The organism is Azospirillum brasilense (assembly GCF_022023855.1).
Lineage (GTDB): Bacteria > Pseudomonadota > Alphaproteobacteria > Azospirillales > Azospirillaceae > Azospirillum > Azospirillum brasilense_F.
Map to the genome: position 1 here is coordinate 2,393,437 of NZ_CP059449.1, position 13,520 is coordinate 2,406,956.

General features: G+C 66.7%; 14 protein-coding genes. 9 read left to right on the forward strand and 5 right to left on the reverse strand.

Annotated features, from left to right (window positions below; genetic code table 11):
- Positions 1–68: 68 nt before the first annotated feature.
- From H1Q64_RS11345 to H1Q64_RS11380, 8 genes are all read left to right on the forward strand, one after another.
- A complete protein-coding gene (locus H1Q64_RS11345; protein ID WP_237903577.1) occupies positions 69–1,079 on the forward strand; it encodes a S1C family serine protease in 1,011 nt (336 codons plus the stop codon).
- Between the two features lie 84 nt (positions 1,080–1,163).
- A complete protein-coding gene (locus H1Q64_RS11350; RefSeq protein WP_237903578.1) occupies positions 1,164–1,772 on the forward strand; it encodes an NUDIX domain-containing protein in 609 nt (202 codons plus the stop codon).
- A 128-nt stretch (positions 1,773–1,900) separates the two neighbouring features.
- Positions 1,901–2,905, forward strand: coding sequence for a cysteine synthase A (locus H1Q64_RS11355; RefSeq protein ID WP_237903579.1), 1,005 nt, complete (start codon positions 1,901–1,903; stop codon positions 2,903–2,905).
- 16 nt (positions 2,906–2,921) lie between these two features.
- The gene (locus H1Q64_RS11360) at positions 2,922–3,629 is read left to right on the forward strand and encodes an alanyl-tRNA editing protein (RefSeq protein ID WP_237903580.1); all 708 of its coding nucleotides are present in this window, start codon (positions 2,922–2,924) and stop codon (positions 3,627–3,629) included.
- Positions 3,630–3,644: 15 nt separating this feature from the next.
- A complete protein-coding gene (gene sseA / locus H1Q64_RS11365) occupies positions 3,645–4,532 on the forward strand; it encodes a 3-mercaptopyruvate sulfurtransferase (RefSeq protein ID WP_237903581.1) in 888 nt (295 codons plus the stop codon).
- Entirely contained in the window at positions 4,529–4,963 is a 435-nt protein-coding gene (locus tag H1Q64_RS11370) for a GNAT family acetyltransferase (protein ID WP_237903582.1), read from the forward strand. The genes sseA and H1Q64_RS11370 overlap by 4 nt, the downstream gene beginning before the upstream one ends.
- Positions 4,939–5,580, forward strand: a complete 642-nt coding sequence (locus H1Q64_RS11375) for a GNAT family N-acetyltransferase (RefSeq protein WP_237903583.1) — start codon at positions 4,939–4,941, stop codon at positions 5,578–5,580. Before H1Q64_RS11370 ends, H1Q64_RS11375 begins: the two co-directional genes overlap by 25 nt.
- Before the next feature lie 52 nt (positions 5,581–5,632).
- Positions 5,633–6,586: an EamA family transporter gene (locus H1Q64_RS11380; protein WP_237903584.1), complete on the forward strand. Its 954-nt coding sequence runs from the start codon at positions 5,633–5,635 to the stop codon at positions 6,584–6,586.
- Here the strand turns inward: H1Q64_RS11380 and H1Q64_RS11385 are convergent.
- From H1Q64_RS11385 to H1Q64_RS11405, 5 genes are all read right to left on the reverse strand, one after another.
- A complete protein-coding gene (locus tag H1Q64_RS11385) occupies positions 6,522–7,607 on the reverse strand; it encodes a pyridoxal phosphate-dependent aminotransferase (protein WP_237903585.1) in 1,086 nt (361 codons plus the stop codon). The genes H1Q64_RS11380 and H1Q64_RS11385 overlap by 65 nt on opposite strands.
- 141 nt (positions 7,608–7,748) lie before the next feature.
- Entirely contained in the window at positions 7,749–8,525 is a 777-nt protein-coding gene (locus H1Q64_RS11390; protein ID WP_330874521.1) for an amino acid ABC transporter ATP-binding protein, read from the reverse strand.
- A gap of 22 nt (positions 8,526–8,547) precedes the next feature.
- On the reverse strand, positions 8,548–9,666 hold the full coding sequence (locus H1Q64_RS11395) for an amino acid ABC transporter permease (protein ID WP_038527795.1): 1,119 nt from the start codon (positions 9,664–9,666) through the stop codon (positions 8,548–8,550).
- A gap of 5 nt (positions 9,667–9,671) precedes the next feature.
- Entirely contained in the window at positions 9,672–10,871 is a 1,200-nt protein-coding gene (locus H1Q64_RS11400) for an amino acid ABC transporter permease (protein WP_237903586.1), read from the reverse strand.
- Positions 10,872–11,070: 199 nt separating this feature from the next.
- A complete protein-coding gene (locus H1Q64_RS11405) occupies positions 11,071–12,093 on the reverse strand; it encodes an amino acid ABC transporter substrate-binding protein (protein WP_183179578.1) in 1,023 nt (340 codons plus the stop codon).
- A 240-nt stretch (positions 12,094–12,333) separates the two neighbouring features.
- Here H1Q64_RS11405 and metC point away from each other — a divergent pair, with 240 nt between their 5' ends.
- A complete protein-coding gene (gene metC / locus H1Q64_RS11410) occupies positions 12,334–13,512 on the forward strand; it encodes a cystathionine beta-lyase (protein WP_237903587.1) in 1,179 nt (392 codons plus the stop codon).
- The last annotated feature ends 8 nt before the right edge of the window (positions 13,513–13,520 follow it).

A 13,520-nucleotide genomic window follows, 5' to 3' on the forward strand; every position in this document is an offset into this window, starting at 1 on the left:
CTCATGTTTAATCCGGGGATCGAGCAGTCCGGCGTCCGCCCGACTCGACTCCGGCAAGGGAGGGAAGCATGACGGGTCGCTGGCGCCGCATCCCCTGGACGATGAGCTTCTTGGCGACCTTCCTTGCGCTGTTTGTTGCCATCACCGCGGCACGGGCGGACCAGCTCGACGCGGCGAAGCTGGCGGGCGCTCTCGTCCGCATCTCCGCCACCATCCTGCCCGACAGCCAGAGCGCCCGCTCGCTCGGCACGGAGCGCGAGGGCACTGGCGTCGTCATCGACGGGTCCGGGCTGATCCTCACCATCGGCTACACGATTCTGGAGGCGTCACAGCTTCAGGTCACCACCGGCGAGGGGCGCGGTTATCCCGCCGAGTTCGTGGCGTACGATCAGGCCAGCGGATTCGGGTTGCTGCGCGCCGGCATGGGCTTCAGCGCCGCCCCCGTCCGGCTCGGCGACTCCGACGCGATCAAGGAGGGGGAGCGCGCCATGGTGCTCACCCGTCAGGGCTCGACCGGGGTACAGCCGGTGCTGATCGCCGCGAAACGCGAGTTCGCCGGCTATTGGGAGTATCTGCTGGACGAGGCGATCTTCACCACGCCGCCGATCATGGGCTTCAACGGCGCCGCCCTGATCGATCGCAAGGGTGAACTGGTCGGGATCGGCTCGCTGATCGTGCGCGACGCGGTGCCGGCCCATGGCGGCGTTCCCGGCAACATGTTCGTTCCGGTTTCCGCCCTGAAGCCGATCCTGGCCGATCTCCTGGCCTTCGGGCGGCGGCAGGAGCCGGCGCGGCCCTGGCTCGGCGTTACGCTGCGCGAGGAGCAGGGCCGCCTGATGGTCGAACGGGTCACCCCGCAGAGTCCCGCGGCGACCGTGGGTATCCAACCGGGCGACATGATCGTCGGCGTTGCCGGCCAGAGGCCGAAGGGGCTGGCGGACTTCTACCGGAAGGTCTGGGGTCTCGGTCCAGCCGGTGTCACCGTGCCGCTGGAACTGCTGCGTGGCCCCAAGCTGGAGCCGGTCGCCGTCCCCTCCGCCGACCGTTACAGCACGCTGAAGCTGAACCCGACCTTCTGAGAGACCCTTTGGCCGCCTCGCCCCGGACCGGCGGATGCGCTACATCCTTGGACCGTGCTCTCCCAAGCCAAGGAGTCCCCGCCCGTGGATCACCCGCACATCGAGATCCAAGAGAAGAAGAGAGCCTACAACGGCTACCTCAAGGTCGACGTCTACCGCCTGCGCCACAGGAAGTTCGACGGTTCCTGGACCGGTGTCCTGCCGCCGCGCGAAGTCTGCGTGCGCGGTCAGGCCGTCGGCATCCTGCTCTACGATCCGGACCGCGACAGCGTCGTTCTGATCGAGCAGTTCCGGGTCGGCGCCGCCTCCACCGGTGGACAGGGGTGGCTGACGGAGATCGTCGCCGGCCTGTTGGACGAAGGCGAGACACCGGATGAGGTCGCACGGCGCGAGGCCACGGAAGAGGCTGGCTGCACCGTTCGGGATCTTGAGATGATCTGCGACTATTATCCCAGCCCCGGCGCCTTCGACGAGCATGTCACCGTCTTCTGCGGCAGCGTGGACAGCCAGGGCCTCGCGGAAACGGGCGGGCTGGAGGAAGAGCATGAAGACATCCGCATCATGGTCGTGCCGGCCGACGAGGCGATTTGTCTGCTCGACGAGAACCGGCTGAACAATTCCATCGCCATCATCGCACTGGGCTGGTTCGCGCGGAACCGCGACCGGTTGCGCAGTCAGTGGCGTGGGAAATAGAGGACGCTGAGAAACAGAAAGAACGATCCAATCTCGTTCAATGCTGCATTTCACAAGCCGACCTTGAATTCCCTGGTGCGCAATCCGATAGTGTTGCCCGGTTCATCATTCGATTCGGGAGACAGTTCGTGGACATCCGCACCGGCTTCATCGGCTCCATCGGCAACACGCCGCTGATTCGGCTGGAAGGGCCGTCGAAGGCCACGGGATGCGAGATCCTGGGCAAGGCGGAGTTCCTCAACCCCGGCGGCTCGGTGAAAGACCGCGCGGCCCTGGCCATCGTCCGCGACGCCGAACGCCGGGGCCTGCTGCGCCCCGGCGGCACCATTGTGGAAGGCACGGCGGGCAACACCGGCATCGGGCTGGCGCTGGTCGGCAACGCGCTCGGCTACCGCACCGTCATCGTGATGCCGGAGACGCAGAGCCAGGAGAAGAAGGACATGCTGCGCCTGATCGGTGCCGACCTTCGTCTGGTTCCGGCGGTGCCCTATTCCAACCCTGACAATTACGTCCGTTATTCGGGCCGGCTGGCCGAGGAGCTGGCGAAGACCGAGCCGAACGGCGCCGTCTGGGCCAACCAGTTCGACAATGTGGCGAACCGCGAGGGCCACCGCCTGACCACCGGTCCGGAAATCTGGACCCAGACCGAGGGGCGGATCGACGCCTTCACCTGCGCGGTGGGCAGCGGCGGCACGCTGGCCGGCGTCGGGCTGGCTCTGAAGGAGCGCAAGCCGGACGTCCGCATCGTTCTGGCCGACCCGATGGGCGCCTCCCTCTACCATCACTACGCCCATGGGACGCTGAAGGCCGAGGGCAGCTCGATCACCGAAGGCATCGGCCAGGGCCGAATCACCGCCAACCTGGAAGGCGCTCCGGTCGATCAGGCGCTGCAGATTACCGACGAGGAAGCCCTGCCGGTCATCTTCGACCTGATCAAGTCGCAGGGTCTGGTTCTGGGCGGCTCGTCGGGCATCAACGTCGCGGCGGCCATCCGCATCGCCAAGGAGATGGGGCCAGGCCACACCATCGTGACGATTCTCTGCGACGGAGGGCAGCGCTACCAATCGAAACTCTTCAATCCGGCCTTCCTGCGTGAGAAGAATCTGCCTGTGCCCGATTGGCTGGATTCGTAAACGCACCTGAGGTCCCATGGAGCTGATCTTCCGCGAGGACGCCTACGCCACCTCCTGCACCGCCACCGTGACATACGCGGACGAGCGGGGCATCCGTTTGGACCGAACGGTCTTCTACCCCAACGGCGGCGGCCAGCCCGGCGACACCGGCCGGCTCACCGTCGCCGGTGTCGCGCTGCGCATCGTTGACACGGTGAAGGGCGACGGGCCGGACGATGTCATTCATGTGCCCGAGCCCGGCATCGCCCTGCCCGCCCCCGGCACGCCGGTGGAAGCCGAGATCGACTGGGACCGCCGGCACCGCCACATGCGGATGCACACGGCGCTTCACCTCGTCTGCGCGGTCTTGCCCGGCGCCTCGATCACCGGCGCCCAAGTCGGGGCGGAGCGCAGCCGCGTCGATTTCAACGTTCCGACCGAGGGCCTCGACAGGGAGGCCATCGCGGCGGCCCTGAACCGGCTGGTCACCGCGGACACGCCGGTCGGCTCGCTGTGGATTTCCGACGCGGAGCTGGACGCCAACCCTGAGCTGATCCGCACCCTGACGGTCAAGCCGCCGCGCGGCCACGGCCGCGTCCGGCTGGTGGACATCGCCGGGGTTGACCGCCAGCCCTGCGGCGGTACCCATGTGAAGCGGCTGGGCGAGATCGGCGCGCTCGACGTCGTGAAGATCGAGAACAAGGGCAAGCAGAACCGGCGCGTGATCGTCGCGCTGAGGGATTGAACGGGGGAATATCCTATGACCGATTCGCACACCACGCTCACCCTCCCCGGCCCGATCGTTCCGACGGGTTGGCTGGCCGAACGGCTGGGCCAGCCGGGCCTGCGCGTCCTCGATGCCTCCTGGTTCATGCCCGGCTCCGGTCGCGACCCGGGTGCCGAGTTCCTGGAGCGGCACATCCCCGGTGCCGTGCGCATCGACATCGACGACGTGGCGCAGCCGGACACCCACCCCTTGCCGCACATGGTGCCGGACGAGGCGACCTTCGCGGCCAAGGTCGGGGCGCTCGGCATCGGGAGCGGCGACACGGTGGTCGTCTATGACAGCGCCGGCATGGCCACCGCCGCCGCGCGCGTCTGGTGGATGTTCCGTCTGTTCGGGCATGGCCACGTCGCCGTTCTGGACGGCGGCCTGCCGAAATGGATCGCGGAAGGCCGGCCTCTGGAATCCGGTCCGGCCGACCCGGCCCCGGCGGCGTTCACGGCGGCGCTGCAACCCGGCCTGGTGCGCCGGGCCGACGAGGTTCTCGCCAACATCGACTCGCGGGTCGATCAGGTGGTGGACGCCCGGGCCGCCAACCGCTACGAGGGCGCCGTCGTCGAACCCTGGCCGGGCCGCCGCAGCGGGCGCATCCCCGGCAGCCTCAACCTGCCCTTCAACGAGTTGGTCGACGCGGAGAGCAAGACCCTGCTGCCGCCGGAAGCCATCGCGGAGCGGGCGAATGGCGCAGGTCTCGATCTGGAGCGTCCCATCGTCGCCTCCTGCGGCAGCGGCGTGACCGCCTGCGTGCTCGCGCTCGGGCTGGCCGCGGCCGGCAAGGAGGATGTGGCCGTCTATGACGGGTCCTGGGCGGAATGGGGCCTGCGCCCCGATCTGCCTCTGGAAACCGGACCGGTGAATCGGTGACCGAAGCGCTGAGCATACGCCACTACGAGGCGACGGACCGCGACGACGTGGTGGCGCTGTGGACCGCCTGCAACCTCGTGGTGCCGTGGAACGACCCGCTGGCCGACATCGCGCTTGCGGTGTCGAAGCCGAACGCCACGATCATGATCGGCTGCGCGGGCGAACGGACCGTGGCGTCCGTCATGGTGGGTCATGACGGGCACCGGGGCTGGTTCTACTATCTGGCGGTCGACCCCGCCTGCCGCGGGAGCGGCCATGGCCGGGCGATGGTCCGGGCGGCGGAGGGCTGGCTTGTGGAGGCAGGCATGCCCAAGGCGCAACTCATGGTGCGCGCGACGAACCACGCCGTGGTGGCGTTCTATGAGCGGCTGGGCTATGCCACCGGTCCCGTTACCGTGATGCAGAAATGGCTGAAGACCGATTCTCCCTGACGCCGCCTCCCCGGTCGTCCCTGTCGCCCTCCCGGATCGCGGCGCCGGTGCCGCCCGGCTGCCTGTCCGTCATCGTCACCTATCTGGAGATGACGGCCCCGCCGGCCCACGCGCCTCTGCCCCGCCCGGCGGGTGACGTGGCGCTGGTGCGGGCCAACCCGCCGACCGCCTCCTACTACCGCTATCTCTACGACACGGTGGGCGAGCCCTGGCTGTGGCACGAGCGGCGGCGGATGCCGATGCCGGAACTGGGGCGAGTCGTCACCGACCCACGGGTCGAGATCTGGGTCCTCTACGTGAACGGCACGCCAGCCGGCTATGCTGAGATTGACCGGCGCGAGGACGACACCGACTTGGCCTACTTTGGACTGATCCCGGATTTCATTGGCCTTAAACTCGGTCCCTGGCTGCTCGACACGGCGATCCGTCTGGCTTGGCAGGGCGGAACGACGCGGCTTCTCGTCAACACCTGCACCTTCGACCATCCGAAGGCGCTGCCGCTCTACCAGTCCATGGGGTTCGTGCCCTACCGGCATGTGACCCGCGAAATCCGTGATCCGCGGCTCCTCGGCTGGCTGCCGCGGACCTCGGCCCCGCACATTCCGATCAACGAGTGACGGGCCGACCCGGCCCGCTCTCCGCCGCTCCGAACGCCAGGACACCGACGCCATGATGAAGGGCATTCTGTTCGCGTTCCTGGCATTCGCCTTCTTCGCCTGGGGTGATGCGCTGGTGAAGGCGATCGGGCATGGGCTGGACCCCTTCGAGGTCACCTTCTTCGCCTACATCCTGCCGTTGCTGCTCTCCCCGGTCTTCATGACCAGGGGCGACCGCATCGGCGACCTGCTGCGCTGGAACCGGCCCTGGCTGATGACGGTGCGGCTGGTCTTCGTGGCGGCCTCCACCCCGCTCAGCGTCATGTCGTTCCGCAGCCTTCCCTTCGCGGAAGCCTTCGCGATGATCTTCCTGATGCCCAGCCTGGTGACGCTGCTCTCGATCTTCGTGCTGAAGGAGCCGGTGCGCTGGCGCCGGCGGTTGGCCATCGGGGCGGCCTTCATCGGCGTGCTGATCGTCGCCCGCCCCGGATTCCGCGAGTTGCTGCCCGGCCATTTCGCGGCGCTGGGCTGCGCCTTCAGCTCCGCCGTCGTAGTCATCACCGGACGGATGATCGGGCATACCGAGAAGCGTTTCACTCTGATCGGGACCGTGTTCCTGTCGACCGCCGTCGCGTCCGGCCTGCTGATGATCCCCGGTCTCGAGTGGCCGACGCGGGAGCAGTGGATTCTGACGGTGGGCTTCGCCACCACGACCTTCGCCGCCCAGGCCCTTTTCACCCTGGCCGCCGCCTTCGCCCCGGCCGACCGGGTGGGGGCGGCCCAGTACAGTCAGATCCTGTGGGCGCTGGCCATCGGGGCGATCTTCTTCGACGAATGGCCGGACCTGCTGTCGCTGGTCGGCATCGTCATCGTGGTCGGCTCCGGCCTGTTCATCTTCGCCCGCGAGCACACCCGCCATCCGGACCCGATGCCAGATCCAATTCCCGGCGAGGAGCCGGATATCAGCTCAGAATCTCTCCCAGAGCCGCGACCAGAGCCCGGTTTTCGTCCTCCCGCCCGACCGTGATGCGCAGGCAGTCGGCCAGCCCGTAATCCTGGGTGGGCTTCACCAGGATGCCGCGGCGCGCCAGATGGTCCAGCACCGCCTGGACGCCGAGCGATGGGTCGGTCGGGATGCGCGCCAGGATGAAGTTGCAGACGCTGGGATAAACGCGCACGCCGAGTTGCTCCAGCTCGTGGCTCAGCCAGGGCAGCCACGCGCTGTTGTGGGCGAAGGTCGCCTCCTCATGCTCGGTGTCGGCGATGGCGGCCTCCGCCGCGGCCTGCGCGGCGATCCCGACGTTGAAGGGGCCGCGCGTCTGGTTGACCGCCTCGATTACCCCCGCCGGACCGTAGGCCCAGCCGACGCGCAGCCCGGCCAGCCCGTGCAGCTTGGAGAAGGTGCGCACCATCAGCACGTTGTCGGAATTCTCGACGATCTCCGTTCCGTCGCTGTAGTTGTCGCGGCGGCAATAGTCGGCGTAGGCCGAATCGAGCACCAGCAGCGTGTGCGACGGCAGGCCGGCGCGCAGCCGCAGGACCAGCTCGGACGGAATGTAGGTGCCGGTGGGGTTGTTCGGGTTGGCGAGGAAGCAGAGCTTCGTCTTCTCGTTCGCCCGGTCGATCATCGCCTCGACATCGACGACCAGATCGCGTTCCGCGGCGATCACCGGAGTCGCCCCGGCGGCGCGGATCGCCTTCATGAAGCCGCGATAGCCGTGCTCGTGGCACAGCACCTCATCCCCCGGTCCGGCGAAGGCCTGGGTCACGAGGTGGATCATCTCGTCGGAACCGTTGGCGCAGGTGATGTGGCCGGCGTCCAGATCGTAACGCCGGGCGATGGCGTGGCGCAGGCGGTCCTGCGACCAGTCGGGATAGCGGTGGATCTGCGCCGCCATATGGCGGTAGGCGGTGAGCGCTCTCTTGCCGGGTCCCAGCGGATTGACCGTCAGCGACAGATCGACCCAGGCGGCGCCGTCCTCCGGTGGACGGGCGGGACGGTAGGGCTTGATCTGGCCAATTCCGGGACGGGGACTCAGCAGCTCCATCAGGCAGGCTCCGTTGTGCATAGCGGCAAACAGCACGAACGGACTGCATTCAACCCGAAACCAGCGCAACCCGCCAGCGTTCCTTGCGGGTTGCGCTGGTTTACCGCGCCGGAACAAGCCGTTCCGGCGCGGTTATGAGCATCAGTGGTTCAGGATCTGGCTGAGGAACAGCTTCGTCCGGTCCGACTGCGGGTGGTTGAAGAACTCATTGGGCGTGTTCTGCTCGACGATCTCGCCGCGGTCCATAAAGATGACGCGGTCGGCGACCGACTTGGCGAAGCCCATCTCGTGCGTCACGCAGAGCATGGTCATGCCGTCCTCGGCCAGACCGATCATGACGTCCAGCACCTCCTTGACCATCTCGGGGTCCAGCGCGGAAGTCGGCTCGTCGAACAGCATGACCTTCGGGCTCATGCACAGCGAGCGGGCGATCGCCACGCGCTGCTGCTGCCCGCCGGAGAGCTGGCCGGGGTACTTATGCGCCTGCTCCGCAATGCGCACCCGCTTCAGGTAGCGCATCGCCATCTCCTCCGCCTCGGCCTTCGGCTTCTTGCGGACCCAGATAGGGGCGAGCGTGCAATTCTCCAGCACGGTCAGGTGCGGGAACAGGTTGAAGTGCTGGAACACCATGCCGACTTCGCGGCGGACCAGCTCGATGTTCTTCAGGTTGCCGGTCAGCTCGATGCCGTCGACGACGATAGAGCCCTTCTGGTGCTCCTCAAGCCGGTTCAGGCAGCGGATCATGGTCGACTTGCCGGAGCCCGAGGGGCCGCAGATCACGATCCGCTCGCCCTTGGCGACCGACAGGTCGATGTTCTTCAGGACGTGGAACTCGCCGTACCACTTGTGCACTCCACGGCACTGGATGATCGGCTCCCCCTGCGGGAAGCTGCGCGCGGCGCCGGCGGTTTGGGCCATGGTCATCTCTTTTCCCCTTCCCTCAGCGACGGTGACCGCGACGCAGGTCGCGTTCGAGCTTTTGGCTGTATTTGGACATCGAGTAGCAGAACACCCAGTAGATCACGCCGATGAACAGGTAGGCCTCGCGGTAGAAGCCGCGCCACGCCGGGTCGGACAGCGCCGCCTTGGCGGTGCCCAGCAGGTCGTAGAGGCCGATGATGATGACCAGCGACGTGTCCTTGAAGAAGCTGATAAAGGTGTTCACCAGCGGCGGGATGGAGATGGCGAGCGCCTGCGGCAGGATGATCTTGCCCATCGCCTGCCAGTAGTTCAGGCCCAGCGCATCGGCCGCCTCGTACTGGCCCTTCGGAATGGCCTGGAGACCGCCGCGGATCGCCTCCGCCATATAGGCGGCGGCGAACATGATGAAGGCGATCTGCGCGCGCAGCAGCTTGTCGAAGTTCACGCCGGTCGGCAGGAACAGCGGGAACATCACCGAGGCCATGAACAGCAGGCTGATCAGCGGCACGCCTCGGATCAGCTCGATGTAGGTCACCGAGATCACCCGGATGGCGGGAAGCTGCGAGCGCCGGCCGAGCGCCAGCAGGACCGACGCCGGGAAGGCCACGGACAGGCCGACCACCGAGAGCATCAGCGTCAGCGGCAGGCCGCCCCACAGCGTGTTCTCGACATAGGTCAGGCCCAGCACGCCGCCCCACATCAGCACGCCGACCGCGGTCAAGCCGGCGATCCAGACGAGAGCCAGCCAGGGCTTCCAGAAACGGCGGTCGCAGCTCGCCAGCACCAGCGCGATGATGATCACGATAGTGATCAGCGGCCGCCACTGCTCGTCGTACGGGAAGGTGCCGAACATGACGAAGCGCAGCTTCTCGCTGACGAAGGTCCAGCAGGCGCCGCCCTCCTGCCGGCACACCTGGGGCGGCGTGCCGAAGCTGTTGGCGCTGAAGATCAGCCAGTCGAGAAGCGGCGGGATCGCCTTGAACAGCAGCCAGGCGATCAGGATGGTCAGGAGCGCGTTGTACCAGGTGTTGAACAGGTTGTTGCGCAGCCACGCCACGGGGCCGACGGTGTTGGACGGCGGACGCTCGTCGGGGATGCTTCCGGTAGGGACGTTGCCGGTATGGACGTTGTCTGTCATGGCCGTCAGCGCTCCACCAGCGCGATGCGCTTGTTGTACCAGTTCATGAAGATCGAGATGCCCAGGCTGATGACCAGATAGGTGCCCATGATCATCGCCACGCCCTCGATCGCCTGACCGGTCTGGTTCAGCGTCGTGTTGGCGATCGACACCAGATCCGGGTACCCGATGGCGAGCGCCAGAGAACTGTTCTTGGTCAGGTTCAGATACTGGCTGGTCAGCGGCGGCACGATCACCCGTAGCGCCTGCGGCAGGACGACGAGCCGCAGCGTCTTGCCGCTGTCGATGCCCAGCGCCCTTGCGGCTTCCGTCTGGCCCCAATTGACCGCCAGGATGCCGCTGCGCACCACCTCGGCGATGAAGGCCGCGGTGTAGACGACCAGCCCGACCAGGATCGCGAAGAACTCCGGAGTGAGGACCACACCGCCGACGAAGTTGAAGCCCTGCAGCTTCGGCACGTCCAGCGCCGTCGGCGCGCCGCCGGCGATGTAGGCGATCAACGGAAGACCGACGAGCAGACCCAGGCTCGCCGATCCGATCGGGAAGGGCTGGCCCGTCCGCTCCTGCCGGGCCTTGGCCCAGCGCCGCAGGAAGACCACGGCGATCACGGCGATGGCGAGCGCGAAGGCCATCATGCCCCACACCGGGTCGGCGGAGGGCACCGGAACGAACAGGCCGCGCTGCGACAGGAACACGCCGGGGATCGGGTTCAGCGCCTGCCGCACCGGCGGCATGCTTTCCGAGACCAGTGCGTACCAGAAGAAGAGCTGGAGCAGCGGCGGGATGTTGCGGACAATCTCCACGTAGGTGGAGGCAAGCTTGGCGATCAGCCAGTTGCTGGACAGGCGGGCGACGCCGATCAGCGTGCCCAGCACGGTCGCCAGGACGACGCCGATGATCGACACCTTCAGCGTGTTCAGCACGCCGACCAGGAAGGCCCGGCCGTAGCTGTCCCGCGGATGATAGTCGATCAGGCTCTCACCGATGCCGAAGGAGGCCTCACGCTCCAGGAATCCGAATCCTGTCGCGATAGACCGCTTCGACAGGTTGTCGAGCGTGTTGTGGATAAGGAACCAGCCGACCGCGATGACGATGCCGACCACCAGAATCTGGTAGAACACGGCACGGACCGTCGGGTCGCTGAGGGAAAATGAAACACCGCCAGGCGCGCTTGGGCGCGCGGTGTCCCGGGTCTTGCTGGCCACGGTTCTCTCCCCTCACCAGCATGGCGTAAGGGCGCCGGCCGCCTCCCGAACGTCCGCCGCAACTTGCGCCACGTATATCGTCTCCCAAACGGGCCTGCGGCACGGGCATGATTCTTGTCGCCCTGCGGCCGCCCCGCCCGTCGTCAAAAAAAGGAAGGACCGCGGGCCTCCCTGTGGTCCGCGGTCCCCCTTTCCGTCCTCAGCGGATCGGCATCGCGTACTGCAGACCACCATTGGTCCACAGCGCGTTCAGGCCGCGCTCCAGCTTCAGCGGGGTCTTCATGCCGACGTTGCGCTCGAAGATCTCACCATAGTTGCCCATGGTCTTGATCACGTTGTAGGCCCACTTCTCGTCCAGGCCCAGCGCCTTGCCCATGCCCGGCGAGGTGCCGAGGATGCGCTGGATCTCCGGGTTCTTGCTGTTCACGAACTCGTCGACGTTCTTGGAGGTGATGCCCATCTCTTCGGCCTGGATGGTGGCATAGACGGTCCACTTCACCACATCGAACCACTGGTCGTCACCGTGACGGACGGCGGGGGCCAGCGGCTCTTTGGAGATGATCTCCGGGAGGATGATGTGGTCGTCCGGAACCGGGGCCACGCCCGCGCGGGTTCCGGCCAAGCCGGACGCGTCGGTCGTCAGCACGTCGCAGCGGCCGGCGAAGTAGGCGGCGTTCACCTCGTCGTTCGACTCGATGACGACCGGGTTGTAGGACATGTTGTTGGTGCGGAAATAGTCCGCGAGATTCAGTTCGGTCGTGGTGCCGGCCTGGACGCAGACGGTGGCGCCGTTCAGCTCCTTGGCGCTCTTCACGCCGAGCTTCTTGTTCACCATGAAGCCCTGGCCGTCATAATAGGTGACCGGGGCGAAGTTCAGGCCGACCGAGGTGTCGCGGGTCAGCGTGACGGTGGTGTTGCGCGACAGCAGATCGACCTCGCCCGATTGGATGGCGGGGAAGCGCTGCTGGGCCGACAGCGGGGTGAACTTGACCTTGTTGGGGTCGTTGAACAGCGCAACCGCGACCGCGCGGCAGTAATCGACATCGAGACCGGTCCAGTTGCCCGAGCTGTCGGGGTTGCCGAAGCCCGGAAGGCCGGCGTTCACGCCGCACTGGACGAAGCCGCGGCCCTTGACGGCGTCCAGCGTCGGACCGGCCTGGGCGCCGGTCACGGCGCCGAACACCACGGCCGCGGCAGCAGCGGCGAGGATTCCCGATTTCATATTAAGCTCCACCCTGTTCTTGCGTTTTTACGCTTAGGTTCATGCATTGCGCGGCCCGCATGGCGGACACGCGCGTGTGACAAGAGTGCACCAACCGCATCCGGCTTGTCGAATCATCCTTAAGCCGTGCATTTGGCTTGGTTATCCCTTACAGAGGCTTAGGGAAAAGAATCTTTGACGGTCGGGTCCATCTTGGAAAGTCAGGATGCGGCCTCCGTCATTGTTGTTGCGGGAAGCCCCATGAAAGACGCACGAAAAGATACGATCCTCGGGCACGCCGGGCTCAGCCCGCGCGAGAATCACGGAATCGTGAATCCGCCGGTCTACCATTGCTCGACGGTGCTGTTCCCGACGCTGGAGGATCTGGAAGCGGGTGACCAAGCTCCTTTCGACCGCATCAACTATGGGCGCATCGGGACTCCGACCACGCTGGCCTTCGAGCAGGCGATCGCGGAGCTTGAGGGAGCCTACCGCTCCGTCAACACCGGGTCGGGCCTGAACGCCATCGCCACGGCGCTCTTCGCCTTCACCAAGACGGGCGACCATGTGCTGATCACCGACAGCGCCTACGGTCCGACCCGCCGATTCGCCAACGACACGCTCGTCCCCTACGGCGTGGAGGTCGAGTATTTCGATCCCACCATCGGCGCCGGCATCATCAGGTTGCTGAAGCCGAACACCAGCGTGGTATTCCTCGAATCGCCGGGTTCGCTGACCTTCGAGGTGCAGGACGTCCCCGCCATCGCCGCCGCGGCCAAGACGGTGGGCGCCACGGTGATGATCGACAATACCTGGGCCACCCCCCTCTTCTTCCAGCCGCTGCGGCACGGGGTGGACGTGTCGATCCACTCGGCCACCAAATACATCGTCGGCCACGCCGACGCGATGCTGGGCGTGATCTCCTGCGCCAACGAGGCGCAATGGCTGGCCGTGAAGAAGGCTGCCACGCGGACGGGAACCTGCGCCGGACCGGACGACATCTATCTTGGGCTGCGCGGCCTGCGCACCCTGTCCGTCCGTCTGAAGCAGCACGAGGCAAGCGCGCTCGCCCTGGCCGAGTGGCTGTCGAAGCAGCCCGAGGTCACGCGCATCCTGCATCCGGCCTTCCCCGAATGCCCAGGCCATGAGCTGTGGAAGCGCGACATCGGACGCTCCTCCGGCCTGTTTTCCATCGTCATGAACGCAGTGCCGAAGCCGGCCCTGTCGGCGATGCTGAACTCCCTGGAACTGTTCGGGCTGGGTTACAGCTGGGGCGGGTTCGAAAGCCTGATCCTGCCGGCGCGCCCGGCCGCCATCCGCACGGCGACCCGCTGGACCGAACCCGGCACCATGCTGCGCCTGCACGCCGGGCTGGAGGACGTGGACGATCTCATCCGCGACCTGGACGGCGCCTTCGCCCGCCTGAGGGCCGCCCTGTAAAGGGCGGG